Origin of the sequence: Mangrovibacter yixingensis (assembly GCF_020523985.1) — a bacterium.
GTDB lineage: Bacteria > Pseudomonadota > Gammaproteobacteria > Enterobacterales > Enterobacteriaceae > Mangrovibacter > Mangrovibacter yixingensis.
Map to the genome: position 1 here is coordinate 1,692,765 of NZ_JAIVKM010000001.1, position 25,234 is coordinate 1,717,998.

The following is a 25,234-nucleotide window of genomic DNA, read 5'->3' on the forward strand; positions in this document are numbered from 1 at the left end:
TTCAGTCTGTTTACGTTATAGGAGAAGTACAATGGAGATTTCTACTCTTCAAATTGTGCTGGTGTTTGTTGTCGCTTGTATTGCCGGTATGGAATCCATACTGGATGAATTCCAGTTTCACCGTCCTCTTATCGCCTGTACGCTCATTGGGGCAGTCCTGGGTGATATGAAAACCGGGATAATCATTGGTGGTACCCTGGAAATGATTGCGCTGGGTTGGATGAACATCGGGGCGGCAGTTGCACCTGATGCAGCACTGGCATCAATTATTTCAACCATTCTGGTTATTGCTGGCCACCAGAGTATTGGCGCAGGTATCGCTCTGGCAATACCGCTCGCAGCAGCAGGCCAGGTTCTGACTATTATCGTGCGTACCATCACTGTAGGTTTCCAACATGCAGCGGATAGCGCGGCAGAAAAAGGCAACCTGAGCGCACTTTCCTGGATACATGTTTCCGCACTACTGCTCCAGGCAATGCGTATCGCAATCCCGGCAGTCATTGTTGCTATCTCTGTAGGGACCAGTGAAGTCCAAAACATGCTTAATGCATTGCCTGAAGTGGTGACCAGTGGTCTTAACATCGCCGGTGGCATGATTGTTGTTGTTGGTTATGCAATGGTCATCAACATGATGCGTGCAGGCTACTTGATGCCGTTCTTCTATCTGGGGTTCGTCACCGCTGCATTTACCGATTTCAACCTGGTAGCGTTGGGTGTTATTGGCGCTGTAATGGCAATTCTCTACATCCAGCTCAGCCCGAAATATAACCGCTCTGCAGCTGCACCTGCGCAGGCATCTGGCGCAAATGACCTTGATAACGAACTGGATTAATAGGTGAGCGATATGGTTGACATGACTAAAACTACTACTGAGAAAAAACTCACCCCAGGGGATATTCGTGGCGTATTCATTCGCTCCAATCTCTTCCAGGGTTCATGGAACTTTGAACGTATGCAGGCGCTCGGTTTCTGTTTTTCAATGGTGCCGGTAATTCGCCGTCTCTACCCGGAAAACAATGAAGCACGCCGTCAGGCTATTAAGCGTCACCTGGAGTTTTTTAACACTCATCCATATGTAGCGGCTCCTGTACTGGGCGTTACACTCGCCATGGAAGAACAACGTGCCAATGGTGCAGAGATTGACGATGCGGCTATTAACGGTATCAAAGTTGGTCTGATGGGACCTTTGGCAGGTGTAGGTGACCCGATTTTCTGGGGTACCGTTCGCCCTGTATTCGCAGCACTCGGTGCGGGTATTGCGATGAGTGGCAGCTTGCTGGGACCCATTCTGTTCTTTGTACTGTTTAACCTGGTCCGCCTGCTTACCCGTTATTACGGCGTAGCTTATGGTTACCGTAAAGGGATCGACATCGTTAAAGACATGGGCGGTGGCTTCCTGCAAAAAATGACGGAAGGGGCGTCCATTCTTGGCCTGTTTGTCATGGGGGCACTGGTCAATAAGTGGACTCATGTAAACATTCCCTTGGTGGTGTCTAAAATAACCGACCAAACGGGTGCCGAAAAAGTCACGACCGTACAAAACATTCTTGACCAGTTAATGCCAGGCCTGGTGCCACTGCTGCTCACATTTGCCTGTATGTGGTTACTACGCCGTAAAGTTAACCCGCTGTGGATTATTATTGGGTTCTTCGTAATTGGTATTGTTGGTTACGCTATTGGCCTGCTTGGCCTGTAACCGTAAAACACCAGGCCGGGGTCGCCCCGGCCTGCTTGCAGACAGGGATAACCTATGTCGTTTACGGATATCATCATTCTGGTTTTAACTCTTGCATTCTTCGCCTTTGCCCTTTACGACGAATTCATCATTAACCACCTCAAATCCCCCACTCTGCTATCGATACCTTTGTTACGCCGTAGCCGTGCTGACGGGATGATTTTTGTCATTCTGGTCGCAATCCTTATTTGGAATAACGTACAGACTCAGGGCTCGACATTCACTACATGGTTATTAAGTGCGCTAGCATTAGTTGGTTTCTATATTTTCTGGCTACGTACTCCACGCGTTCGGTTCAAAAAAGAGGGATTCTTTTTTAGTGGGCTTTGGACACCTTACTCAAGAATAACGGCGATGAATTTATCTGAAGATGGAGTGCTGGTTTTTCAGTTAGGTGAACGTCGATTATTGATCTCTGTCAGAAATATAGACGATCTAGAACGAATATATAAATTTATGGTTAGTAATCAATAGGATATAAATATAGCCTTGTCTATATATTATAACTCAATGCATAACAAGGCTTATTTTTCATTCATATTTTGTTGTCTATTCAATCAATTCCATTAATCTGCTCTTCATTATTAGTTATAAGTGAAAATAGTTATCATTACCAAATAATATCAATATTGTTTTATTCCCTAAAATTATGTTAAGGTGCGCGCATCATTGGGGAGTAGCTGATTTCCGTAATTGGAAATGTACGTGTCAACATACTCGTTTAAATAACGTGGCACGTGCGGGCTGTAATTAATACAGTCAGGCGAGACCAAAGACAGTTACTGGCGCTATTTACTGGGGGCGCAGTGCTGTTCTTTGTTTATCTCCCGGTCAGGATGTCCCATGAACCTTTCAGCTATGATTCTTCTCGCCCTCGGCATGTCAATGGATGCATTCGCTGCGGCAATTGGCAAAGGTGCCACTCTCCACAAACCCAAATTTAGCGAAGCACTGCGTACCGGACTTATTTTTGGTTCAATAGAAACACTGACACCACTTATTGGTTGGGGTTTAGGGTTAGTCGCCAGTCAGTTTGTCCTTACCTGGAATCACTGGATTGCGTTCCTGCTGTTACTCTTTCTTGGTGTACGTATGTTGATTGAAGGGATCCGTGGGGAAACTGACGAAGATGAAAAACCACTTGAACGCCACAGCTTTTGGCTCCTTGCAACCACCGCCGTAGCAACCAGCCTGGATGCCATGGCAGTTGGTGTGGGGTTGGCGTTTCTGGACGTCAACATTATCCATATGGCGTTGATGATAGGCTGTGCCACGTTGATAATGTCCACTCTGGGTATGATGATTGGCCGCTTTATTGGCCCGCTACTCGGTAAACGGGCTGAAATCCTCGGCGGCCTGGTACTCATTGGTATTGGTTGCGAAATTTTATGGGCGCACTTCGCAGGTTAAACCAGGCTATCACGCTGCCATACCTGAATCAGAAAATCTGCTTTGCAGGTAAATGACGCTTTGGAAAATAATGCTGCTTTGGTTTCTTCACTGGCATGCCAGGCAAAAGGCGTCATTTGCAATAATGCCCCAGCCTCCTTGCCAGTTAACTGCAAAGTTGTCTGAAGTGGTAGCGAGCCTGCCAAACTGAACCCGGCAAGCAACTCGCTATGTTCAGGATGTAAACGTACCTGCGGGTAAATAAGCGCTTTCAGCTCATACAGGTGCTCTGGGCCTGGCACTGCAGTGATAACAACCCCACCCGGCTTCACTACCCGCTGTAACTCCTTACTATTACAAGGAGCATAAATGCGCACTACTGCATCCAGGCTATTGTCATCAAAAGGCAAACGCTGGCTGGAGGCGACACAAAAATTGACAGACATATAACGTTTCGCTGCCATGCGAATGGCTGCTTTGGACACGTCCAGCCCGTAACATTCGCCATCACGTTGTTTTACCAACTCACCAAATGCGCTGGTGTAATAGCCTTCACCACACCCAATATCCAGCATGGTGGGTGCATTTTCTGGTAACCACTGGGCAAGTTGGCTGGTGATAAGCGAACGCAGTGGCTCATAGTGACCGCTATCAAGAAATTCACGCCGTGCCTGTATCATCTCCACGTTATCACCAGGGTCCTTAGACCGCTTATGATGAACGGGTAATAAATTGATATACCCTTCGCGCGCCAGGTCAAAACGGTGCCCGGCATTACAGACCATACTTTTATCTTCATTCTGCAAATGCGCGTGGCACAGCGGACATAAATACAACATAACCACTCCTGTAAAACTAACTGGGCGCAGTTTACCTGCAAGTTCAGATGCAGGAAATGGTTTTACAAGGCAGGATGAGTATCATCCTGATGCCCGAGCACTATCAGATTCGGATCTCCGGCCGGAATGCCATCAGGCTCTATATTTTCAAGCTGCAGTACATTACCCATAATCTGGCTGAAGACAGGCGCAGAAACTGCCCCGCCATAATACTTGCCGTTAGATGGGTTATTAATCACCACGACCAGTGCAAAACGCGGATCACTGGCAGGAGCTACCCCGGCTGTATACGCAATATAGTTATCGATGTATTTACCATCCGGGCCGATTTTTTTCGCGGTCCCAGTTTTAACAGCAACCCGATAATCTTTTACTGCTGCCTTAATACCACCGCCACCAGGCAAGGCCACACTTTCCATCATGTGTTCGACTTCATGAACAATCTTTTCTGGCATTACCCGCGTTCCAACAACCGGCGGGTCGACACGGGTTATCGAAAGCGGACGGGAAATACCAAAGCTGCCTATCGTGGCATAGACATGTGCAAGCTGCAGCGGTGTCACCATCATGCCATAACCAAACGCAAAAGTTGCGCGATCCAGTTGGCTCCAGAAACGCTTGTGCGGCATGTAACCTGAGCTTTCCCCGGTCAATCCCAGGCCCGTACTTTGCCCGAAACCAAAAGCCTTATAAGTCGTTATCAAATCCTGTATCGGCATTGCCAGTGATAGATGAGACACACCGGTATCACTGGATTTTTGCAAGATGCCGGTAAGTGATAATTCAGGGTACCACCCCACGTCACGAATACGGTGCCCATCAACGACATAGGGATGAGTGTCAATCACATCATCAGGTTTGACGATTCCCGCTTTTAAGGCGGTCATTATCACCATTGGCTTAACTGTAGAGCCAGGTTCGAAGGTATCGCTGATTGCCCGGTTACGGAAATCATCCAGTTTCGCGCCATCACGGTTATTCGGGTTGTAAGTTGGGTAACTCGCCATAGCAAGAATTTCCCCTGTACGCACGTCAATCAGTACAGAGGCCCCTGAATCAGCCTTGTTCCAGCGAACAGCATTACTCAGTGCATCCTCTGTAACTGCTTGCAACCGCTTATCGATGCTGAGAATAATATTATGAGCGGGTGTCCCTGGTACCTCTGTGATGTTTTCTACTACGTGCCCATAGCGATCTTTACGTACCAGGCGCTTGCCTTCCTTGCCAAGCAATTGGCTATTGAAGCTTTTTTCGATGCCCTCAATGCCCTGTCCATCAATATTGGTAAAACCCAGCAGATTCGAGGCTATATGCCCGGAGGGATAAAAACGACGAGACTCTTCGCGCAAAGCAATGCCTGGCAGATTAAGTTTATCTATCCAGTGCGCCTGTTCAGGGTCAACTTGACGGGCAAGGTAGATGAAGCGCCCTTGAGGGTTCTGGTTGATACGTTCGGAGAGAGAATTAAGGGATATTTTCAAGGCACTCGCTAACGCCTGCCAGCGGTCATTAACCTTAACACCGCCTTTCTCAATAACGGTTTTAGGATCGGCCCAAATCGCTTCCACAGGGACACTGACTGCCAGAGGGTCGCCATTGCGGTCTTCTATCATGCCGCGCGGCATGATAATAGGCTCCTCGCGCAATGAACGCATATCCTCTTGTTGCACTAACGGCCCAGGCGAAATTATTTGCAACCAGCCAACCCTGCCGAGTAATAGAACAAGGCTCAGGAGTATAGCAAGACACAACAACCCGAAACGCCATGAAATGAAGTTACCCGTTGGCAACACAGGATTTTTCTTCACACACATCCCTTCTGAAACAATAAAAAGACCCGGAAATTAGAACCTAATCGCAGCCAGAAAGGGAGAAAACTCTGCTAATACCTTCACGATATTGCAACAAGACACAAACAGAAACGCATTGTGAAATATTTTGTAAAACACTGCCTGTACTAAATAGATAAAAGCCCCGCTATAAGCGAGGCTTCTGAATTGTGGTATATGTGCGTGGCTTACGCCGTGCAACTTACAGGGCTACAACGTTTACCGCTGCCGGGCCTTTCTGACCATCCTGAATTTCAAACTCTACGTTCTGGCCTTCAGCCAGAGTTTTGAAGCCATTCCCCTGGATTGCAGAGAAGTGTACGAACACATCTTTGCTGCCATCAGCCGGAGTAATGAAACCAAAACCTTTTGCTTCGTTGAACCACTTAACTTGACCTTTGATCTTTGCCATTTCAAAATTTCCTTAGTTTGTTTCTACGCCCACAGGCATACCTGAGATAAAACAGAGACATTACTGCTTGAGGCACTAATAAAAGGTTCGGCAGAGAAGCGGTATTCAACGACAACGTGTTTACTCAAAACTTCTTTACTGAAAATGCCACACATAAACAGAACTGTACCTCGTTTGACTCAAATTGTTATCACATACAACGTTTATAATGGCAAGCCATTTTTAAACATGCATCGATCTACCGCACAAATTTCAGTAAGTTAGTTTTTCATGACTGCACAATTATGCGCAAATACTCATTAAACAAAACTTATGGCCACAGTTAACTCTGTGACTGTGCAGCTATTTTTATGCGACTTTTCTAACATAGACCAATCACTTCCCTGCGTCCAGCAACTCTCAGCAAAAGAGATATAGAAAATTCAACTGACTGAATACAGCGCATAGCTATGCACTTCCAATTGCTTAACCACTGCCTGTTAATGCTCAATAATGTGATTCAGATTCCATTCTGAAACATGCACCAAAATAATGACAGTTTAATGAAGCTGCATCAAAATAATGCAAAAAACCATTTATCAATGAATATAAAAAACCTGCCACCAATAGCCCGGCAAATATAACCAGAAAGATATTATAATAATTAAATGTTATTTTTAATTAACGCATGATATTGACCTATTCTGCAGCATTGGAAATATTTCGAATCTTCTCCTTCATTTTTCATCACCTGCAGTAGTTTATCGGGCGGCTCATCAATGGTTTCATCTGCCAGCTCAAAGACACCCCAGTGGACAGGGATAGCAAATGGGCGACCAAGTTGCTGCCATACCTTTACACTTTCAGCCGGGGACATGTGATGTGGACGCATGAACCATTCTGGTGCATAAGCGCCTACGGGCAAAGCAACCATATCCGGACGCCCAATGCGCAAAACAAAATCAGCCAGTTGTGGAAAGTACCCGGTGTCACCGCTGAACCAAAAACGACTACATCCACTTTCAATAACCCAGCCACACCATAAGGAATGGTTACGGTTCCAGGGTGTTCTCATACTCCAGTGTTGTGCTGGCACAGCGGTAAATACCAATCCTTCCCAGATATGTGACTGCATCCAGTCTAACTCCACGAACTGCCGGATGCCCCTCCTCTGCAACCAGCTGCCCAAGCCAAGAGGGACAAAATAACAAGCCTGAGGAAAGCGGCGTTTGAGCAGCTTGATAGTCCGGCTATCAAGATGGTCATAATGGTTATGGGATATCACAACGGCACTTATTGGGGGAAGCTCATCGACTGTAGTACATGGAGGCGTTTTTCGACCCGGCCCAATAAACGAAACGGGTGATGCGCGTTGAGAGAAGACAGGATCGATTAGAATGTTGAGATTATTGAGGCGTACCAGCATAGATGCATGCCCAAGCCACCAAACACCGTCTTCTGTCGTTGAGAAATCAGCGTACTGCCACCATGTGTGCACAAAATTCTCATAACCGTTGGCTGGTGGGTGAGGTAGCTTTGCCTTTTTACGCTCAGAACGCCATTTATCGAGGTCTCCGGGGCGGTGACCTGCAGCAGGGTCAAGATTTGCGAATCCGTTAATACGGTGATGCGCTTTCTTTGAGTCAAACCAGGGATTTTTCCAGACCATACTGTAATGCCACCGCTCACGGTGATTAGTCTTAACGTTCAGCAACCAGACGGATAAAATCGTCACCTTCTTCTTGCGTTGCTAACTGCGGAGCTGGTTCTGAGCCAGCGTCCTCATGTTTTACTTCATCTGCCTGTTCATTGGCATCACATAACCGACGCAGCAACACGATTTGGCGTTTCTGCTGATCAACGAGTGTATTGAGTAACGCGATTTGCTGGTTTGCTTTGACACTAGCGCGGTTTACAAAAAACCAAAGAATAAGACCAACGATAACCATTATTGCCGAGAAAACCATAGGCATGAAAGCTACCGTGCCTGAGTTCACTACATTGTCCATCTTACCACCTCACAAAAAAACCATTATACCACCGGCAATACGGTGAAAAGCCAGCAGCAAAATAATTACCAGGGAATGTACTTATTAATTGTACAAATACCGCTGAAAAACTGGACATCCTGATCGCACATTACGTTGAAAACCTGCAACCACACCAGCAATGAGGCCACCAGTAGTGCCACCAGGAGTACCCATCGGTATTTTTTCACCATATTCTCCAGTTATCGATCATTGGCAATAAGATAGCATGCTAATGTTAAACCAAGTGTCTCTGCATACAGGATGCGTTTTTAGGATTCATCATATTGTCATATCCCCCTTCAAAATTGATGATACTGGAATAATATCAATGATAAAGAGGTTCTATGCGACTGATTATTCGGTTAGTAATTGCTCTTGCAGTTTTATGGGTAGGCCTGTTAGTGAGTGGGTATGGCATTTTAATCGGATCACATGAGAATGCCGCCGGGCTTGGCATTAAATGTAACTACCTCACCGCCCGCCACATCACGTCTGCACAGTATCTGCACCTGGACAATAATTTCCTCGGTGTAGCCAGTTGCCCATTACTGCGCAAGACTGACGAAGTCATAGATACAGGGCAATGATCGTCAACGCACCGGCTAACCGGTGCGTTGTTAACTATATTGTCATTCAGAATGGGTAATCGTTGTAGCCCATTTGCTGAGAAATAATACGCGCTGCGTTGTGAAGCATACTCACATACTCATGAAGTTTTTCTTCAGAAAAGCGCAATGTGGGGAAAGAAATACTCAACCCAGCAATGACCACACCAAACCGGTCGAATACCGGGACAGCAATACAACGCAACCCTTCTTCCTGCTCCTCGTTATCTTCCCCAAAACCTTGCTGGCGAACTACATCCAATACTTCAAGTAATTCTTCAGTGCTGCCGATAGTTCTCTCAGTGCTGCGGGTATACTCAACATGCTCAAGGATGGAAAGGACTTCATCACGCTCACGCCATGCTAACAGCACTTTGCCAATCGCAGTACTGTGCAATGGGTTACGCCGACCAATACGTGAATACATCCGCAGGTTATACATTGAATCGATTTTATGGATGTAAACAATACTGTCTTCATCCAGCGCACCCAGGTGAATCGTTTCTTTTGTTAAGCGTGATAATTCGCGCATTTGCAGATCAGCACTGCGAATAAGATCAACGTTTTGTAACGACTTAGCCCCCAGTTCAAACAATTTAAGGGTGAGAGAATATTTCTCTGACTCCCCTTCCTGGGCAACGTAACCAAGCGATTTCATTGTCTGTAAAAACCGGTAGACCGTGCTTTTTGACATCATCACGCGTTGCGACAGTTCAGTGATACCAATCTCTCGCTCTTCACCTAGTGCCTGAAGAATCCCAAACACCTTCAGCACTGAAGATACAGAATCAGGCTGTTTATCCAGATCTGCCACTGACATTAATCACCTCTATCGCGCATGTTTTATAAAATTCAGAACCGGTTTTTAGTATATGTGGATGGCAACTTGCTCGCAACGAGTCATCGCTTATTCGTTACAAATCTGCGACATATACCCGATATATAAATGTTAGAATGTGCACTATCATTACAATGTTGGTACAACTCACATTTTTCTATGGAAAAAACACTTTCAGATGGCCTGCCGTTGCCTCAACGTTACGGTGCAATACTAACTATAGCGATTGGTATCATGATGGCGGTGCTGGATGGCGCAATTGCGAACGTTGCCCTTCCCACGATTGCCCGTGACCTTAATGCCTCTGAAGCAGCATCTATATGGATAGTCAATGCCTACCAAATCGCAATTGTCATTAGTTTACTGACCTTTTCCTTTCTGGGTGACATGTTTGGCTACCGGCGTATCTACAAAGCTGGGTTGGTTTGTTTCACTGCTACTTCTTTTTTATGCGCGCTCTCCACAAACCTGGAAATGCTGACAGCAGCACGTGTATTACAGGGAATTGGTGGCGCAGCACTGATGAGCGTGAATACCGCACTGATTCGGTTAATTTACCCGCAATATCAGTTGGGGCGAGGAATGGGCATTAATTCGTTCATTGTCGCCGTTTCCGCAGCAGCGGGCCCTACTGTTGCGGCTGCAATACTTTCCGTTGCCAGTTGGCACTGGCTGTTTTATGTCAACGTTCCGTCCGGAATCATCGCCCTGGTGCTGGCGATGCGCTTTTTACCACCCAACCCTCAAGGGGGCCGGAAACAAAGCTTCGATTTACCCAGTGCAATCATGAACGCACTGACATTCGGGCTGTTAATTACCGCCTTAAGCGGTTTTGCTCAGCAACAATCAGGTGTGATTACACTCATTGAATTAGTAGCGGCATTGCTGATTGGCTTCTTTTTCGTTCGCCGACAGCTAAAGCTGACAGTGCCACTGCTCCCAGTGGACCTTCTGCGTATCCCACTATTCACTTTATCGTTATGCACTTCTGTATGTTCATTCTGTGCGCAAATGCTAGCACTGGTTGCACTCCCTTTCTATTTGCAATCCACCATTGGGCGTAGTGAAGTTGAAACCGGGCTGTTATTAACACCCTGGCCACTTGCAACAATGGTGATGGCGCCCCTTGCCGGGCGGTTGATTGGGCGTATTCATGCAGGACTGCTTGGTGGAATTGGAATGTTCCTGATGCTGGTTGGGTTGTTTGCGTTAGCTTTCATGCCCAACCTGCCAACGGATTTAGATATTATCTGGCGCATGGCCTTATGTGGGGCTGGTTTCGGATTATTTCAGTCGCCAAACAACCATACGATTATTGTGTCTGCCCCAAAAAACCGAAGCGGTGGTGCAAGTGGCATGTTAGGTACAGCCAGGCTGCTGGGCCAAAGTAGTGGCGCCGCCCTTGTAGCGTTAACGCTGAACCTTTCAGCAACACAGGGCACACAATATGCACTGATAATGGCGGGTTGCTTTGCCACCGCTGCTTGTATTATTAGTAGTTTAAGGGTTACCCAGTCATTACCTGAAAATTGACAATGCCTGAAATGGCAGCAGGTTTCATATGTGAAAAAGGCGTGCCGAAGCACGCCTTTCATTTATCAGAACAACATCTATCAGAACAATATCACTACTTCAGATACTGGCCAGTACGCAACGCTTCAATACGTTTATCCAACGGCGGGTGAGACAAAAACAGCTCACTTAATGTTTTTGACTTCCCGTTGATGCAAAACGCCATCATGCTGCTTGCTTCCTGTGGTTCATAACTGGTTTTAAGACGCTGTAGTGCCGCAATCATTTTTTCACGCCCAACCAGGTTTGCAGACCCGGCATCGGCGTGAAACTCACGGTAACGAGAGAACCACATTGTGATTATGCTCGCCAGGATACCAAACACCAATTCAAGGACCATCGAGACAGCAAAATAAATCATTGGGTTGCCATTCGTCTCTTCACCATCATCACGGTTGCCAGACAGAAAACCAGCGGCAATCTGTGCAAGGATACGAGAGATGAAGATAACGAAGGTGTTCACCACCCCCTGAATTAGCGTCATGGTCACCATATCGCCATTCGCAATATGGCTTATCTCATGGGCAATAACCGCCTCAGCTTCATCACGGCTCATATTTTGCAGTAAGCCAGTGCTGACCGCTACCAGTGATGCATCCCGGCGGGCACCCGTTGCAAAAGCGTTAATATCCGGAGCGTGGTACACCGCCACCTGCGGCATAGCGATCCCCACTTGCTGTGACTGACGACGAACAGTTTCAAGTAACCAATGCTCTGTTTCATTGCGGGGTTGCTCAATCACCTCCCCACCGACAGAACGTAACGCCATCCATTTGGACATCAGCAGCGATACAAAAGAACCACCGAAGCCAAACAGCAGGGCCATAATTAATAACCCCTGGACACTGCTTGACTGAATTCCGGTCAGGCTCAGCACCAGCCCGAAAACCACCATAACGGCCAGGTTGGTTAACAGGAAAAGCGCAATTCGCATCATATATTTATTTACCTCGTTTTAACAAAACGCTCTACGCGATGAATCACATCGTAGGGTTATCGTGCGCATTTTCAAGTGTCTCAGGCCAGCAAGTGATTAAAAAAACATAACTTTACATTTTGTCTTAATTTACTGACGAGATAAACAACAAAACCAACGACTCTTCATAAAAAGAGAAAAGCCCCTGGTAATGTCCTTTTTCGCCAACATATTCGCAACAGCCACTTGCACCACCATGACAAAAGATTCCGATTCACTACAAAAGCGTGGCCAAAAATACAGGGTTATCCAGTAAATACAGCACAGGTAGCGTTCTAATCCATGGGGTCGTGCTGGTTTTGAGCAGGTCTCAGGGGCCTTTATGACAGTGGTACGCCAGGTCTGGCACACGACTAGTGGATTACAGACAGCACAAGCCTGAATCAATGCGCTTTGTGCCAGGCAAACGAAAGCGGATATGGATAGAAAAATAAGGGATAAAAAAGGCCTTCAAAGAAGGCCTTTCAGTAACTTAAGACACACTTATGTGTACCTTAAATAAGAGTATTGATTAAAACTACTGCGCTGCCGGTGCTGCTGGCTGTTTACCTGATTCCATATTCGCAAGGTCAATCGCAATGTGGACGGTTTCATCCAGGTAAGGATCCGGCTCCTGATAATCTTTCGGCAGGTCCTCAAGTTTTTTGAGCAGTGGCTTGCCTTCTCTTTTCAGGCGGTCATTAATCCGTGCCAGGCGCAAAGAATCATCTTCCTGATTCTCCTTCTCACGCTGAGCAAGGTTCAGAGAAACAATATTACGGCGGTCCTTGTTAGCATTAAACCGTGCAATATCTTTCATAATATACTGAAATTCCGGGTCTTTCTCGATACGAGCCTGATGCAGTTTCAGTAACTCAGGTTCGAAAGGCGTCATACTCCCGGTTTTCGTATAGTGCGCAGCTTTGATACTGTCCCAGGGTAAAGCATTATCTTCATACTTTTCACCGGTTTCAGTATTTTCCGTTCCTGTCGGCATCATGATATCTGGCGTAACACCTTTTAACTGCGTGCTTCCACCATTGATGCGATAGAACTTCTGAATAGTGTACTGAACAGAACCCAGTGCAGGCCACTCTGGCCGCAACATCTGGTCATAGATACGATTAAGCGAACGATATTGCTGAACAGTGCCCTTACCAAATGTTGGTTCACCAACAATTAACGCCCGGCCATAATCCTGCATCGCAGCAGCAAAAATTTCTGATGCAGAAGCACTAAAGCGGTCAACCAGCACAACCAGCGGGCCTTTATAGTAGGTAATACCATCAGTATCGCTGTCTTCACGCACTTTGCCGTTGTTATCCCGCACCTGAACAACCGGGCCAGAAGGGATAAACAATCCAGAAAGTGAAACCGCTTCCGTAAGTGCTCCACCGCCATTACTGCGCAAATCAATAACAATGCTGTTAACGTTCTGTTTTTCCAGTTTTTGTAACTGGACTTTGACATCATCTGTCAAACCGACATAAAAGCCCGGGATATCCAGCACACCAACTTTCTCGTTACCGACTGTTTTCACCGACATCTTCACTGCACGGTCTTCGAGGCGAATACGTTCACGAGTCAGCGTTACTGTTCTGGTTTTACTGCCCTTACCTGCAGGAAGAATTTCAAGGCGAACTTTACTACCTTTCGGGCCTTTAATCAGAGCAACCACATCATCCAAACGCCAGCCAATCACATCGACCATTGCTTTGCCAGGTTGTCCAACCCCAACTATGCGGTCACCTACATTGATAGCTTTGCTTTTAGCCGCAGGGCCACCAGCCACCAGTGAATTAATCACGGTGTAATCATCATCCATTTGCAATACTGCACCAATACCTTCGAGAGAAAGACTCATTTCGGTATTGAATTGTTCAGTATTACGTGGCGAGAGGTAGTTCGTATGCGGGTCGATTTCATGCGCGAAGGCAGTCATCGCTAATGAGAAAACGTCTTCGCTGCGCGTTTGAGCCAGCCGACGAATAGCGAATTTGTAACGCCGGGTCAGCGTTTCGCGAATTTCTTGATCATTTTTACCAGTGAGCTTAAGGCTTAGCTCATCATATTTAACCTTTGCATCCCAGAGTTTGTCCAACTCAGCCTGAGATGCAGGCCAGGGGGCTTTGCGCCTGTCAAGGTTAATTGTTTCATTACTGGAGAAGTTCATCGGCCGCTGCAGCACTTTGAGCGCATATTCATAGCGCTCAAAACGGCGTTTTTGGGCCAAATTGTACAAATCATAAAACAAATCCAGCTTACCACTACGCAGCTCATCACCAATACTGCCTTTACGGCTCTCAAATTGCGCGATGTCGCTGGCTAACAGGACATTATGGCTGTAATCGAGAAGGTTAAGGTAACGGTCGAAAATTTTACCTGAAAATTCAGCGTTAAGATCGAACTGGCGATAGTGAGAACGGGTAAAGCGTGAGGTTACACGTTCACTGACGGTGGGATGCTGAGGTTCTTCTTTGAGAACGGGAAGTTGATCAACACGCGTGATGTCTTCCACAGCTAATGCATTACCCACCAACAGAAAAAGCCCGGCAAAAGCCGAAAGCCTAAAAATTTTGTTCATGCCTGGGTTGACCTCCGTCTCAGAACAGCAAATGTTCTGCGCGCACTAACATTGACATACCTGAAGTCAGCGCCACACGGACACCGTCTTTGGTAATTTCCTGTACAGTCGCATCCATTGCTGAATTACCCGCTTTAACCTTTATAGCCTGCCCCAATTTCAGTACTGAAATATCCGTCACAGGTTTATGGTTAGTTTCCTCTGCTGGCCGTGGCTTTTTGTTCACAGGCGCTTTGCGGGGTGCATTTTCTTTGCGACGAGGTGCAGAAGCTGGACGAGGCTTACGTTCACGGCGGGCAGCAGTTGCTTCACCGTTTTCACCAGAAGCAGCGGCAGCAGCGCGTTTTTTCGCTTGTTGCTCATTCCGCTGTGCCTGGACACGTGCTTTCGCTTCTTCCAGTTGTTTGCGGGCATGTTCTACATGTTGTTCTTCCAGTTCACCACAAGGGTTACCATCCAGATCAACACGTATTGCGCCTGGCTTAACGCCGTACAGGTAGCGCCAGCTGGAGGTGTACAGACGTAACGCAGAGCGTAACTGCGTTTTGCTGAGGTTCTGCTCCCCTTCCACTCGTGCGACAAGATCCTGAAAAATACCAATTTTCAGGGGACGAGCTTCACCTTCAGCAGTGAAACAGAGCGGGAAACGCTCAGCAAGAAAAGCGATAACTTCTTTACTGCTATTCAACTTAGGTTGATTTTCCATGAAATTTCCTGATTACAACGGACTTTGCCAACCATCACAGGCACGAACAGGCGTCATTATAATGACGCCATTTGTAATTGCTACGTTATCCGTTGATTATCATGCATCTGTTAGAAAGAATTTTTCGAAATCTGTGCCAGAGAGAAGCTTTTCCAACTCTGTGACCAGGGTTCTCAGCCCGCGTTCGTCTTCCTCATCAAAGCGGCCATGCTCAGTGCTGTCGATGTCAAGCACACCCAACTGGCGGCCCGCGATGGTTAACGGAAAGACAATTTCTGCATTGCTGGACGCATCACAAGCAATGTGCCCATCAAACGCATGAACATCTTCTATACGCTGCACTTTATTTGTAGCAATCGCCGTGCCACATACGCCCTTACCAAAAGGAATACGCACACAGGCAATTTTTCCTTGAAAAGGCCCTAAAACCAGCGTGTCACCTTCCAACAGATAGAACCCAGCCCAGTTGACTGACGAAAGACGTTCAAACAAAAGTGCGCTGGTATTTGCCAGTACTGCAAGGAAACTGGTTTCCCCTGCCATCAGTGCTGAAAAATCCCGGTTCAACTCTTGATAAAATAGCTCTTTATTCATTAATAGTTCACTTGGTTGTATAACGTCACTGCCCGGACTACTAAAATAAGCAATAAATGCCCCAAGGCTCAAGATGAATCCTTTTTCAGGGTAGACTATCCCATCCATTTGACAGGCAGAATTCCCGATGCACCTTAAACTGCGGATAGCCCGGCTACTTTCTATGCCAGCACGAAGCGAAGCCTTGCCAAACACAAGTGAGGCACATTATCAGCGTTGTCACGAATGTGACACGCTTTTTTTGTTACCTCCGCTTACGCGTCGGCATACAGCTTATTGCCCTCAGTGTAATGCGCATGTTGACAGTGGCCGTGACTGGTCGATGAAACGGCTAACTATCGTGGCTGTCGCGATGCTTATTCTGATGCCATTTGCCTGGACATCTCCACTATTAAGTATCTGGCTATTAGGGGCCAGAATTGATGCCAGCCTGATGCAGGGTATCTGGCAAATGGTAAAACAAGGTGACGTAATCACTGCGTCCCTGGTTACATTCTGCGCAGTAGGTGCACCAGCAACACTGGTGGCGTCTATTCTTTACTTACGAATAGCACCACGCATTGGGATGAATACACGCCCGGTGCTTCTCATGCTCAAACGCCTGAAAGAGTGGATAATGGTTGATATCTACCTGATAGGTATTGTTGTGGCTATCATAAAAGTACGTGACTATGCCTTTATTCAGTGGGGCGAAGGGCTGGTTGCATTTATCGCATTGGTCATTCTCAGCATCCTGACCATTATCTACCTTAATATTGGGCAACTATGGCAACGGTTTTATCCCCAACCTTTGTTGAAAACTGCCAATCCACATACCCGAGTTTGCCTGGCCTGCCACTACACTGGGGAGCCAGACGAGCGCGGGCGCTGCCCGCGTTGCCATGTCCCTTTACGGCATCGCCGCAGACACAGTTTACAGAAATCATGGGCAGCGCTGGTAGCTTCCCTCATGTTCCTGATACCAGCTAATTTATTACCTATTTCCATTATTTATGTGAACGGCGCACGCCAGGAAGACACTATTTTGTCCGGCATTATCTCCCTTGGGCATGGTAATTTGTTTGTCGCTGCCATTGTCTTTATCGCCAGTATCCTTGTGCCTTTTACCAAAGTTATTGTGTTGTTTGCCTTGTTACTCAGTATTCACTGCCGTTGTGAACAGGGGATTCTGACCCGGATGAAAATGCTGCGTATTATTACCTGGGTCGGCCGCTGGTCCATGCTGGATTTATTTGTTATTTCGCTCATGATGTCCCTGGTTAACCGTGAGCAACTATTGGCCTTTACGATGGGACCAGCCGCGCTCTATTTTGGCGTAGCTGTAGTATTAACTATGCTGGCTGTTGAATGGCTCGACAGCCGGCTTTTTTGGGATGCTTATGAGTCAGGAAAACATGACGCCACCTGAAGCAACAGTGAAAGTTAAACGCCGCATATCTCCCTTCTGGCTCCTGCCGTTTATTGCCTTGCTGATTAGCGGGTGGCTGGTTTGGAATTCCTGGCAGGAGCATGGCACCACAGTGACTATCGATTTTGTCTCTGCTGACGGTATTGTTCCGGGGCGCACGCCAGTGCGTTACCAGGGGGTTGAAGTCGGTACAGTGCAGGATATTCAGCCCAGCAAAGACCTAAGTAAAATAATTGTTACCGCAAGTATTAAACGTTCCATGCAGGATGCACTAAGGGCCGGCACTCAATTTTGGCTGGTGACCCCCAAAGCGTCTCTGGCCGGTGTTTCAGGGCTTGATGCCTTGGTAGGCGGTAATTACATCGGTATGATGCCGGGGCCGGGTAAAGAAGAAGACCACTTTACTGCCCAGGATTCACAACCACGTTATCGAGAGAACAATGGTGCTCTGATGATTCATCTTCAGGCCCCTGACCTGGGGGCGCTGAGTAGTGGTTCAAAAGTGTATTACCGCAAAGTTCCCGTTGGGCACGTGTATGATTACACTCTGAGCAAACAAGGTGTTTCCATTGATGTATTAATCGACCGGCGTTTTGCAAACCTCGTAAAACAAGACAGCCGTTTTTGGAACGTATCCGGATTAAAAACAAACTTCAGTTTCAGTGGTGCCTCCATTCAGTTAGAAAGCCTTGCGGCACTGGTTAATGGGGCCATTGCATTTGACTCACCGCAAGATGCCGGGCAGGCACCACAAAATGCACAATTCACCTTGTACCCAGATATCGCCCAAAGCCAGCGAGGTGTTCATGTGACGCTCTCCCTGCCCGGTGGCAGCGGGTTAAGGAATAACAGCACGCCGCTGATGTACCAGGGATTACAAGTTGGCACGTTAACAAAAATAGCGCTCGATAAAGACGGTACCGTGACAGGTGAACTGACTGTTGACCCGAGTGTGGTAAATTTATTACGTGAAGGTACGCGTATTACTCTGGCACAACCAAAAGTTTCACTGGACAACCCCAACCTTAGCGCCCTTCTCACAGGAAGCACACTGGAACTCCACCCCGGAGATGGCAAGCCACAACATCATTTCACTGTAGTCCCTGATGGCGAAGCGCTGCTAGACCAGGCTGATGCACTCGCACTGACCCTCACTGCACCAGACAGTTATGGTGTCAGCCCAGGGCAACCGGTGTTAAGCCGGGGCATTCAGGTGGGCCAGGTTGTTACCCGGACACTGACGCCAGAAGGTGTAAAATTTACCATTGCGATTGACCCGACATACCGCTCACTGGTTCGTGCCGACAGCAAATTTATTGCTAATAGCAAGCTTGATATGAAAGTGGGCCTTGATGGTGTTGAATTCCTTGCAGCGCCACCAGCTCAATGGCTCAATGGTGGTATTAATCTGCTGGCTGGCAACCATGGCGATGCTAAAACCGATTACCCACTATTTGCCAATTCACAGCAGGCGAAAGACAACCAGCAAAACGATGTTCTCACAGCCACGCTCACATTAACTGCTGATAACCTGCCTGATATTCAGCAGGGTTCTGTTGTCCTGTATCGGAAATTTGCAGTAGGGCAAGTTATCAGTATCAAACCTCATACAGGGTCTTTTGATGTTGGTGTCTACATTGAACCGCAGTATCGCAACCTGCTCACCCCGGACAGCGTTTTCTGGGCTGAAGGTGGTGCAAAAATTCAATTAAACGGGCACGGGCTGACAGTCCAGGCATCGCCACTCAACCGTGCCATTCGCGGGGCGATCAGCTTTGACAGCCTGCCAAGTTCCGCTAACTCACTGCCTGTATCTGAAAAGCGTAAATTATGGCCTTCAGAAACTGCCGCTCGCGCCATTGGTGGCCGAATTACACTTCATGCGTACAGTGCAGACAAGCTGGCCTCGGGTATGCCGATTCGTTACCTGGGCATCGATATTGGCCAGGTGGAATCTTTATCTCTAATCACAGAACGCAACGAAGTACAGGCACAAGCGGTACTTTACCCCGAATATGCCAATACTTTTGCCCGTAAAGGAACCCGTTTCTCTGTTGTCACCCCGCAAATTTCTGCAGCTGGAGTCGCAAACCTTGATACTTTGATTCAACCCTACATTAATGTTGAGCCGGGTAAAGGGGGTCGCCAGCGTGACTTTGACATTCAACTGGCGACTATTTCAGACTCCCGCTACCTTGACGGCCTAAGTATTACTGTCGAAGTTCCTGACGCAGGCTCGCTGTCTGTCGGCACACCGGTACTATTCCGGGGTATTGAAGTTGGTACGGTGACAGGCCTTGGTCTTGGAACGCTCTCTGACCGGGTTATGGTGTCCTTGCGCATAGGAAAACGCTACCAGGACCTGGTACGCAACAATTCCGTATTCTGGCTGGCATCAGGGTATAAACTGGACTTTGGCCTGGTTGGCGGCGTAGTGAAAACAGGGACATTCAACCAGTTTATTCGTGGTGGGATTGCGTTTGCCACACCGCCCAGTACACCACTTTCACCGAAAGCACGCACTGGCCAGCATTTCTTGTTACTGGATAACGAACCGAAAGACTGGCGCGACTGGGGTACAGCCATACCTCGTTAATTATTCACCACAGCCACCGCGCGTCAGCCTGTCGGTTGGTGCGCGGTTTTGTGGTAAGCTGCCCGCCTTAATTTGTAATACAGGGACACAACGTGGCCGCATCGCACGATCTTTTTCTTCCTCCAGAATTTTTGCAACTCATGGGTGACATACTGCCCAACAGTAGTTCACTGGATTCGTTTCTTGCTTATTGCGCGAAACCGCTGCGCCGCAGTATTCGTGTGAATACGCTGAAAATTTCAGTTGCTGATTTTCTTATCCTGACAGCGCCTTATCAGTGGCAACTCACTCCTGTTCCCTGGTGCAGCGAAGGTTTCTGGGTTGAACGTGACGATGAAAACGAGCTACCTCTTGGCAGCACTGCTGAGCACCTGAGCGGGTTATTCTATATTCAGGAAGCCAGCTCAATGTTGCCTGTCTCTGCCCTGCTGGCACAATGTGCAACTCAGCCTTCCTGCATGATGGATATGGCCGCAGCGCCTGGGTCTAAAACAACCCAGTTGGCGGCCTGTATGGGCAACCAGGGTTTTATTCTGGCAAATGAGTTTTCCAGCAGCCGGGTGAAAGTCTTGCATGCCAACCTAAGCCGTTGCGGTGTCATCAATACTGCGCTAACCCACTTCGATGGCAAAGTTTTCGGTGCCGCCTTACCTGAAATGTTCGATGCGATTTTGCTTGATGCACCTTGCTCTGGTGAAGGTGTAATACGCAAAGATGCCGATGCACTAAAAAACTGGTCCATAGAAAGCATGCACTCCATTGCATCCACTCAAAGAGAATTGCTGGAAAGTGCGCTGCACGCCCTGCGTCCCGGTGGAACCCTGGTATATTCTACTTGTACCCTGAACAGGCATGAGAACCAGGAAGTTTGCAATGCACTACTCAGTGCTTATCCTGAACAACTGACTATTTTGCCCTTGGGCAACCTGTTTTCTGGTGCCGAAAAAGCATTAACCTCAGAAGGTTACCTTCATGTTTTCCCACACATTTATGACAGCGAAGGTTTTTTTGTCGCCTGCCTGCGTAAACATGCCAGCCTGCCTGTGCCTGAAAAACCCTCCTTTAAACTGGGTACATTTCCTTTCAAACCCGCCAGCCGCAAAGACAGCCAGGCAATACAGCTTGCTGCTGCACAAGCTGGTTTATCCTGGCCTCAGTCACACAATCTGTGGGTGCGCGATAATGAGTTGTGGCTATTTGCTCAAGACATTGAGCCTTTACTTAACAAAGTACGCTTTTCCCGTTGTGGAATCAGGTTGGCAGAACGGCACAATAAAGGCGTGCGCTGGCAGCATGAAGCTGTCGTAGCCCTTGGTAACGCCAGCGCAGAAAATGCATTCATCATTAACGGCGAACAAGCCCAGGAATGGTACCGCGGTAGAGATATTTTTCTTAACACACCACCAAGTCACAACGAGGTTCTGGTGGTATTCCAGAAACAGGTTCTTGGGCTGGCAAAGAAAGTGGGTAGCAAATTGAAAAACAGTTACCCACGCGAGCTGGTCAGAGATGGTGCTTTGTTTACTGCTGTAGAATAGTGTCCCTGACTAAAATTTACGCACTTTTTGATTTGGCAATTTGTGTCATCTTCACTACGCTTCATAGGTATGGCCTTATCTGGTCATACCACCTGCTAACAACTCATGGAGCATGCGATGACCAAAACCAGTGTTCGTATAGGGGCTTATGAAATTGATGATGCAGAATTGCATAGCGGGAAAGAAGGGAAAACCCTGACTATCCCATGTAAATCTGACCCGGATTTATGTATGCAACTGGATGCCTGGGATGAGCAAACCTCAATTCCAGCCCAAATGGGCGGTGCCACTTCGGAACTGTACCGCCAGGACTACGATAAAACTGCTGATGCGTGGGTTATGCGGGTAGAGTAGCACCATCAATGGTCCTTACCCAATGGCCAAATACCCTTAAACAGGAAACGTCTCTCTTCCTTTTTAAGGTTATGTATAAACTGATAATCTGTTTTCATGACATATTTTGGATAGCGGGTGCCTCATTCACCAATGAGACATTGTTATCAGCCATCTCCCGCCTCCCGGCGGGCTTATTTTTAGCAAGTATTCCCCAAGCTTAATTCCCTCCCCTACACTTAAAATACAGTGCCACGATTGACGTGAGGGACGCATGTACACGCTTGTACTTTTTGTTTGTTATCTCAATGGTGGTTGCAAGACATTACCGATTGAAAATTTTGCCAGCGAAGAACAATGCCTGTATGCAATGAAAGACCAAGGCATTCGCCAGGGAGGGTGCTATCCCTATGAAGAAAAACACCGCGTGAAAGGTTTCCGACCAGCACGGATTCACAGCGATTTATGGCTATTGCAGCGCCACTAATGTCAGGGTATTGCCAAATACAACCCCGGTATCAATGTAGTGTTGATTGAAAAAATGCTTCGGTTTTTTTAGTGGCGTATGCCCGAAGTAAAAGGCATCAGCCCCTCTAATAAGTTCGCCTTTTCCCTTAATATTCCGTTGTAAACGTGCCCTGCTCCATACCACTTGCCCCGGGTCAACATCAGCCTGCCACTTCCACTGCGCCAATGGGTAATCAGCATGTGCAATGATAATCCGTTTATCCTGCACAATTAATTCAATTATCAGAGGAAGGGTTTTACAACGACGAAACAAGGATTCTGCCTGTTTTTTTGCCTCTTCATTAAGCTCACTAAACCACCTGCCACCATTCATTTCCCACAAAAATCCATCTTCTGTATTGTGGCTCGTATTACGTAATGAATTAAGTGCCATCACCTCGTGATTACCCTGAACTGCACGAAACCATGGTTTATCAATTAGTGCCAGGCACCCAAGGCTGTCTGGTCCCCTGTCTATTAAGTCACCTACAGAAATAACTAAATCTTGCCAGGGATCAAAACGAACCAGTCTCAGTTGCTCAGCCAATTGCGCCAGGCAACCATGCAAGTCACCCACCAGGTAAATATGCCGCCAGTTATGCCCATCAATGCGTTGATACATAAATTCCCCCACCTCACTCAGTATAGCTACCAGTGGGGGTAGTTCTGTCAGAAGCTTTCCCACTCTTCGCTATTATCACCAGTCATAGTGGGTTTTCCGGGCAATGCCGGGCGAACAGGTGCCCGTTTGTGTTGCACCGTCGCAGCTGAAATACGGAACATTTCTACCAACCCTGCGAGGCGAGCGGCTTCCTCCTCCAGTGCACCAGCGTTGTGCGATGAATCAACAACCATCGCCGCGTTCTGTTGAGTTGTGGTGTCCAGTTCAGAAATCGCATGGCTTATCTGGTCAATCCCCCTGCTTTGCTCATCAGACGCGGAGGCTATCTCTTTCATAATGTCATTAACGTGTGATACTGAGGTGAAAATGTTCTCCATCGTTTTTCCAGCCTCATACACTTGCGAAGACCCCGTTTGAACACGCGATACTGATTCTGTAATTAGCGTTTCAATTTCTTTTGCGGCCTGTGCACTGCGAGAGGCCAGCATACGGACTTCTCCTGCAACTACCGCAAACCCACGCCCTTGTTCGCCAGCACGGGCTGCTTCCACTGCCGCATTCAGTGCCAGTATGTTGGTCTGGAATGAAATCCCATTAATGACATTAATGATTTCAGTAATTTTTTTCGAACTGTCCGTAATGCTGTCCATCGTTTTAATCACTCCACGGACAATATCACCGCCTTTGCCAGCATCCTGGGTTGCCCCGGTTGCCAACTGGCTGGCCTGATGTGCGTTTTCAGCATTACGTTTCACCGCAGAGGTTAACTCCTCCATGCTAGCCGCTGTTTCTACCACCGCTGCCGATTGCTGTTCAGTGCGAGATGCAAGGTCATCATTACTTGCAGCTATTTTCCCGCTGGCATCCACCACATGCACAACACTAACCTGAATATCACCGATCATTTTATGCAGGCGAGCGTTCATTTTTCCCATGGCTGAAGTCAGTTGCCCCAGCTCGTCATTACTTGCTGGTTGTATCCTCTGGGTTAGGTCGCCATCTGCAATATGCTCAGCCAGTTGAAGGTTATCCTTAATCGGTTTAGTTATCAGACGGGTGATATACCATGCGGCCAGTAAACCAAACAGAATGGCAAGAATAGAAATCACAATCATCACACTAATAGTATGAAAAATAATGGAGCGATTTTTTTCTGCTTCAGTATCATTCAATACCTGTACCGCCTGGGTCAGTGATTGTGCAGACTCACTCAGTACACTTGTCGCTTGTGCGCTTTCCTGGTAAATATGATAGTAACTCTGCATATTTTTCATGAACTGCTCAAAATAGTGCCAGGCTGGGTCTATCACGTTGAAAGGTAAATCGGCTTCATGTGAAAAGCTGTTATACATTTTCTGCGCCTGAGCAATTTTCTCTGACGCCTGGTCGACATAAGCCTGTTCCCCATGCATTTGAACATCATGAGCGATATCGCGTACATCACTCAACAACAGCATAAAGTTAAACAATTTATTGACCTGTGCTTCTGTCAGTGGGGTATTTTGAATAGCCTGATAATAATCATCTAATTTAGCCTGGCTCGTTTCCTGGCTTATCCCCTCAATCATAGACTGACGTTCTTTTTCTTTTTGATAAACCTGCTCATAACTGGACTGGTAAGAAGTAAATTCCTTTTTTATACCCTCAAGTAGTGGAAGATCATCTGATTGCCAGGTTAATTTGCTATTATTTTCAATTAAATCAACTGTTCTGGATAACTCCTGTCTATTCTTATCCAGAACCGACAGATCATTGTTGGCAAGATAGGTGAGCCGTGCGCTTCTTAGCTTATCAAGCTCTGCTGACAGTTTGTTCGCAAAATCATTTTTCGCTGTATGATTTTTTATATCAAACAGAGCATTAATGCCAAATGCAGAAACTAAAACCACGATAATTATAGCAACGGAAAAACCCAAATATAATTTAGCCGTGATTTTTAGCTTTTTCAGCCCAAACAGTTCCAGAGTCATACAACTGTTCCTTATTTAATGCAGAGCGTTTTTAAGATACAAAGACACCACTTCAGGTACAAAGTGAAACCATAGCTTATCTATCGGCAATACTGCTCAGACTTTTATAGTGCATTAAGATAAAGTGATAAGATTGTTTAAAAACAAATGCTTTTATTGATCCACTTACATCTAACAACACTAACACCATGAT

25 protein-coding genes and 1 riboswitch are annotated in these 25,234 nt (G+C 47.0%); of the genes, 11 read left to right on the forward strand and 14 right to left on the reverse strand.

What is annotated here, in order from left to right; all coding sequences use genetic code 11:
• The first annotated feature begins 31 nt into the window (after positions 1-31).
• The 4 genes from LC084_RS07825 to mntP all read left to right on the forward strand — a co-directional run bounded on the left by LC084_RS07825 (position 32) and on the right by mntP (position 3,145).
• A complete protein-coding gene (locus LC084_RS07825; protein WP_226570613.1) occupies positions 32-832 on the forward strand; it encodes a PTS mannose/fructose/sorbose transporter subunit IIC in 801 nt (266 codons plus the stop codon).
• A gap of 12 nt (positions 833-844) precedes the next feature.
• Positions 845-1,696: a PTS mannose transporter subunit IID gene (locus LC084_RS07830; protein WP_226571173.1), complete on the forward strand. Its 852-nt coding sequence runs from the start codon at positions 845-847 to the stop codon at positions 1,694-1,696.
• Positions 1,697-1,750: 54 nt separating this feature from the next.
• The gene (locus LC084_RS07835) at positions 1,751-2,209 is read left to right on the forward strand and encodes a DUF986 family protein (protein ID WP_226570614.1); all 459 of its coding nucleotides are present in this window, start codon (positions 1,751-1,753) and stop codon (positions 2,207-2,209) included.
• Between the two features lie 185 nt (positions 2,210-2,394).
• A riboswitch (yybP-ykoY riboswitch) is annotated at positions 2,395-2,578 on the forward strand.
• Positions 2,579-3,145: a manganese efflux pump MntP gene (mntP, locus tag LC084_RS07840; protein ID WP_226570615.1), complete on the forward strand. Its 567-nt coding sequence runs from the start codon at positions 2,579-2,581 to the stop codon at positions 3,143-3,145. It abuts the riboswitch before it with no gap.
• Here the strand turns inward: mntP and rlmA are convergent.
• The 7 genes from rlmA to mgrB all read right to left on the reverse strand — a co-directional run bounded on the left by rlmA (position 3,142) and on the right by mgrB (position 8,401).
• Positions 3,142-3,963, reverse strand: coding sequence for a 23S rRNA (guanine(745)-N(1))-methyltransferase (gene rlmA, locus LC084_RS07845; protein WP_226570616.1), 822 nt, complete (start codon positions 3,961-3,963; stop codon positions 3,142-3,144). The two genes, mntP and rlmA, sit on opposite strands and share 4 nt — an antisense overlap.
• Positions 3,964-4,025: 62 nt before the next feature.
• Positions 4,026-5,771, reverse strand: a complete 1,746-nt coding sequence (gene ftsI / locus LC084_RS07850; protein ID WP_449826306.1) for a peptidoglycan glycosyltransferase FtsI — start codon at positions 5,769-5,771, stop codon at positions 4,026-4,028.
• A 223-nt stretch (positions 5,772-5,994) separates the two neighbouring features.
• Positions 5,995-6,204 carry a transcription antiterminator/RNA stability regulator CspE gene (gene cspE / locus LC084_RS07855; protein WP_036107273.1) on the reverse strand — a complete coding sequence of 70 codons (210 nt, stop codon included), beginning with the start codon at positions 6,202-6,204 and terminating at the stop codon, positions 5,995-5,997.
• A gap of 23 nt (positions 6,205-6,227) precedes the next feature.
• On the reverse strand, positions 6,228-6,359 hold the full coding sequence (locus tag LC084_RS07860; RefSeq protein ID WP_072006922.1) for a DUF2627 domain-containing protein: 132 nt from the start codon (positions 6,357-6,359) through the stop codon (positions 6,228-6,230).
• Positions 6,360-6,847: 488 nt separating this feature from the next.
• Positions 6,848-7,852, reverse strand: a complete 1,005-nt coding sequence (locus LC084_RS07865) for an MBL fold metallo-hydrolase (protein WP_226571174.1) — start codon at positions 7,850-7,852, stop codon at positions 6,848-6,850.
• A gap of 31 nt (positions 7,853-7,883) precedes the next feature.
• Entirely contained in the window at positions 7,884-8,192 is a 309-nt protein-coding gene (locus LC084_RS07870; RefSeq protein ID WP_226570618.1) for a YebO family protein, read from the reverse strand.
• 65 nt (positions 8,193-8,257) lie between these two features.
• Positions 8,258-8,401 (reverse strand): PhoP/PhoQ regulator MgrB, encoded by a 144-nt coding sequence (mgrB, locus tag LC084_RS07875; RefSeq protein WP_226571175.1) that lies wholly within the window; start codon positions 8,399-8,401, stop codon positions 8,258-8,260.
• 156 nt (positions 8,402-8,557) lie between these two features.
• On the opposite strand from mgrB, the gene LC084_RS07880 reads away from it, so the two are divergent.
• Positions 8,558-8,800 (forward strand): YobH family protein, encoded by a 243-nt coding sequence (locus tag LC084_RS07880; RefSeq protein ID WP_226570619.1) that lies wholly within the window; start codon positions 8,558-8,560, stop codon positions 8,798-8,800.
• Between the two features lie 46 nt (positions 8,801-8,846).
• Here LC084_RS07880 and kdgR read toward each other — a convergent pair whose 3' ends face one another.
• Complete coding sequence (kdgR, locus tag LC084_RS07885; RefSeq protein ID WP_226570620.1) at positions 8,847-9,638, reverse strand: DNA-binding transcriptional regulator KdgR; 792 nt, start codon at positions 9,636-9,638, stop codon at positions 8,847-8,849.
• 177 nt (positions 9,639-9,815) lie between these two features.
• Between kdgR and LC084_RS07890 the strand changes: the two genes are divergently transcribed.
• Positions 9,816-11,189, forward strand: a complete 1,374-nt coding sequence (locus tag LC084_RS07890) for an MFS transporter (protein ID WP_226570621.1) — start codon at positions 9,816-9,818, stop codon at positions 11,187-11,189.
• A gap of 94 nt (positions 11,190-11,283) precedes the next feature.
• Here the strand turns inward: LC084_RS07890 and htpX are convergent, their stop codons facing one another.
• The 4 genes from htpX to LC084_RS07910 form a co-directional block, all read right to left on the reverse strand.
• Positions 11,284-12,165, reverse strand: a complete 882-nt coding sequence (gene htpX, locus LC084_RS07895) for a protease HtpX (protein WP_226570622.1) — start codon at positions 12,163-12,165, stop codon at positions 11,284-11,286.
• A 556-nt stretch (positions 12,166-12,721) separates the two neighbouring features.
• Positions 12,722-14,767, reverse strand: coding sequence for a carboxy terminal-processing peptidase (prc, locus tag LC084_RS07900; RefSeq protein WP_226570623.1), 2,046 nt, complete (start codon positions 14,765-14,767; stop codon positions 12,722-12,724).
• A gap of 19 nt (positions 14,768-14,786) precedes the next feature.
• Positions 14,787-15,473: an RNA chaperone ProQ gene (gene proQ, locus LC084_RS07905; RefSeq protein ID WP_226570624.1), complete on the reverse strand. Its 687-nt coding sequence runs from the start codon at positions 15,471-15,473 to the stop codon at positions 14,787-14,789.
• Positions 15,474-15,572: 99 nt separating this feature from the next.
• Positions 15,573-16,067 carry a GAF domain-containing protein gene (locus LC084_RS07910; RefSeq protein WP_226570625.1) on the reverse strand — a complete coding sequence of 165 codons (495 nt, stop codon included), beginning with the start codon at positions 16,065-16,067 and terminating at the stop codon, positions 15,573-15,575.
• A gap of 163 nt (positions 16,068-16,230) precedes the next feature.
• Here LC084_RS07910 and yebS point away from each other — a divergent pair, with 163 nt between their 5' ends.
• From yebS to LC084_RS07935, 5 genes are all read left to right on the forward strand, one after another.
• On the forward strand, positions 16,231-17,475 hold the full coding sequence (gene yebS, locus LC084_RS07915) for a membrane integrity lipid transport subunit YebS (protein ID WP_226571176.1): 1,245 nt from the start codon (positions 16,231-16,233) through the stop codon (positions 17,473-17,475).
• Positions 17,447-20,071: a PqiB family protein gene (locus LC084_RS07920; protein WP_226570626.1), complete on the forward strand. Its 2,625-nt coding sequence runs from the start codon at positions 17,447-17,449 to the stop codon at positions 20,069-20,071. Before yebS ends, LC084_RS07920 begins: the two co-directional genes overlap by 29 nt.
• A 92-nt stretch (positions 20,072-20,163) precedes the next feature.
• Positions 20,164-21,609 (forward strand): 16S rRNA (cytosine(1407)-C(5))-methyltransferase RsmF, encoded by a 1,446-nt coding sequence (gene rsmF / locus LC084_RS07925; RefSeq protein ID WP_226570627.1) that lies wholly within the window; start codon positions 20,164-20,166, stop codon positions 21,607-21,609.
• 117 nt (positions 21,610-21,726) lie between these two features.
• Positions 21,727-21,963: a DUF1480 family protein gene (locus LC084_RS07930; protein ID WP_226570628.1), complete on the forward strand. Its 237-nt coding sequence runs from the start codon at positions 21,727-21,729 to the stop codon at positions 21,961-21,963.
• A gap of 253 nt (positions 21,964-22,216) precedes the next feature.
• The gene (locus LC084_RS07935) at positions 22,217-22,429 is read left to right on the forward strand and encodes a DUF1482 family protein (RefSeq protein ID WP_226570629.1); all 213 of its coding nucleotides are present in this window, start codon (positions 22,217-22,219) and stop codon (positions 22,427-22,429) included.
• On the opposite strand, the gene LC084_RS07940 is transcribed toward LC084_RS07935, so the two are convergent.
• Together LC084_RS07940 and LC084_RS07945 are read right to left on the reverse strand one after the other, a co-directional pair.
• Positions 22,412-23,071: a metallophosphoesterase gene (locus LC084_RS07940; protein WP_226570630.1), complete on the reverse strand. Its 660-nt coding sequence runs from the start codon at positions 23,069-23,071 to the stop codon at positions 22,412-22,414. The two genes, LC084_RS07935 and LC084_RS07940, sit on opposite strands and share 18 nt — an antisense overlap.
• Before the next feature lie 47 nt (positions 23,072-23,118).
• On the reverse strand, positions 23,119-25,041 hold the full coding sequence (locus LC084_RS07945) for a methyl-accepting chemotaxis protein (protein WP_226570631.1): 1,923 nt from the start codon (positions 25,039-25,041) through the stop codon (positions 23,119-23,121).
• Between the last annotated feature and the right edge of the window lie 193 nt (positions 25,042-25,234).

Excerpts from the sequence above, each read along its gene's own strand:
- LC084_RS07930 (WP_226570628.1), top strand. The coding sequence starts at position 21,727 with ATGACCAAAACCAGTGTTCGTATAGGGGCTTATGAAATTGATGATGCA.
- LC084_RS07910 (WP_226570625.1), bottom strand. The coding sequence starts at position 16,067 with ATGAATAAAGAGCTATTTTATCAAGAGTTGAACCGGGATTTTTCAGCA.
- LC084_RS07935 (WP_226570629.1), top strand. The coding sequence starts at position 22,217 with ATGTACACGCTTGTACTTTTTGTTTGTTATCTCAATGGTGGTTGCAAG.
- mntP (WP_226570615.1), top strand. The coding sequence starts at position 2,579 with ATGAACCTTTCAGCTATGATTCTTCTCGCCCTCGGCATGTCAATGGAT.
- LC084_RS07835 (WP_226570614.1), top strand. The coding sequence starts at position 1,751 with ATGTCGTTTACGGATATCATCATTCTGGTTTTAACTCTTGCATTCTTC.
- rlmA (WP_226570616.1), bottom strand. The coding sequence starts at position 3,963 with ATGTTGTATTTATGTCCGCTGTGCCACGCGCATTTGCAGAATGAAGAT.
- LC084_RS07940 (WP_226570630.1), bottom strand. The coding sequence starts at position 23,071 with ATGTATCAACGCATTGATGGGCATAACTGGCGGCATATTTACCTGGTG.
- yebS (WP_226571176.1), top strand. The coding sequence starts at position 16,231 with ATGCCAGCACGAAGCGAAGCCTTGCCAAACACAAGTGAGGCACATTAT.
- LC084_RS07830 (WP_226571173.1), top strand. The coding sequence starts at position 845 with ATGGTTGACATGACTAAAACTACTACTGAGAAAAAACTCACCCCAGGG.
- LC084_RS07825 (WP_226570613.1), top strand. The coding sequence starts at position 32 with ATGGAGATTTCTACTCTTCAAATTGTGCTGGTGTTTGTTGTCGCTTGT.
- LC084_RS07870 (WP_226570618.1), bottom strand. The coding sequence starts at position 8,192 with ATGGACAATGTAGTGAACTCAGGCACGGTAGCTTTCATGCCTATGGTT.
- prc (WP_226570623.1), bottom strand. The coding sequence starts at position 14,767 with ATGAACAAAATTTTTAGGCTTTCGGCTTTTGCCGGGCTTTTTCTGTTG.
- LC084_RS07945 (WP_226570631.1), bottom strand. The coding sequence starts at position 25,041 with ATGACTCTGGAACTGTTTGGGCTGAAAAAGCTAAAAATCACGGCTAAA.
- htpX (WP_226570622.1), bottom strand. The coding sequence starts at position 12,165 with ATGATGCGAATTGCGCTTTTCCTGTTAACCAACCTGGCCGTTATGGTG.
- LC084_RS07880 (WP_226570619.1), top strand. The coding sequence starts at position 8,558 with ATGCGACTGATTATTCGGTTAGTAATTGCTCTTGCAGTTTTATGGGTA.
- LC084_RS07860 (WP_072006922.1), bottom strand. The coding sequence starts at position 6,359 with ATGTGTGGCATTTTCAGTAAAGAAGTTTTGAGTAAACACGTTGTCGTT.
- LC084_RS07920 (WP_226570626.1), top strand. The coding sequence starts at position 17,447 with ATGAGTCAGGAAAACATGACGCCACCTGAAGCAACAGTGAAAGTTAAA.
- LC084_RS07865 (WP_226571174.1), bottom strand. The coding sequence starts at position 7,852 with ATGGTCTGGAAAAATCCCTGGTTTGACTCAAAGAAAGCGCATCACCGT.
- LC084_RS07890 (WP_226570621.1), top strand. The coding sequence starts at position 9,816 with ATGGAAAAAACACTTTCAGATGGCCTGCCGTTGCCTCAACGTTACGGT.
- proQ (WP_226570624.1), bottom strand. The coding sequence starts at position 15,473 with ATGGAAAATCAACCTAAGTTGAATAGCAGTAAAGAAGTTATCGCTTTT.
- kdgR (WP_226570620.1), bottom strand. The coding sequence starts at position 9,638 with ATGTCAGTGGCAGATCTGGATAAACAGCCTGATTCTGTATCTTCAGTG.
- cspE (WP_036107273.1), bottom strand. The coding sequence starts at position 6,204 with ATGGCAAAGATCAAAGGTCAAGTTAAGTGGTTCAACGAAGCAAAAGGT.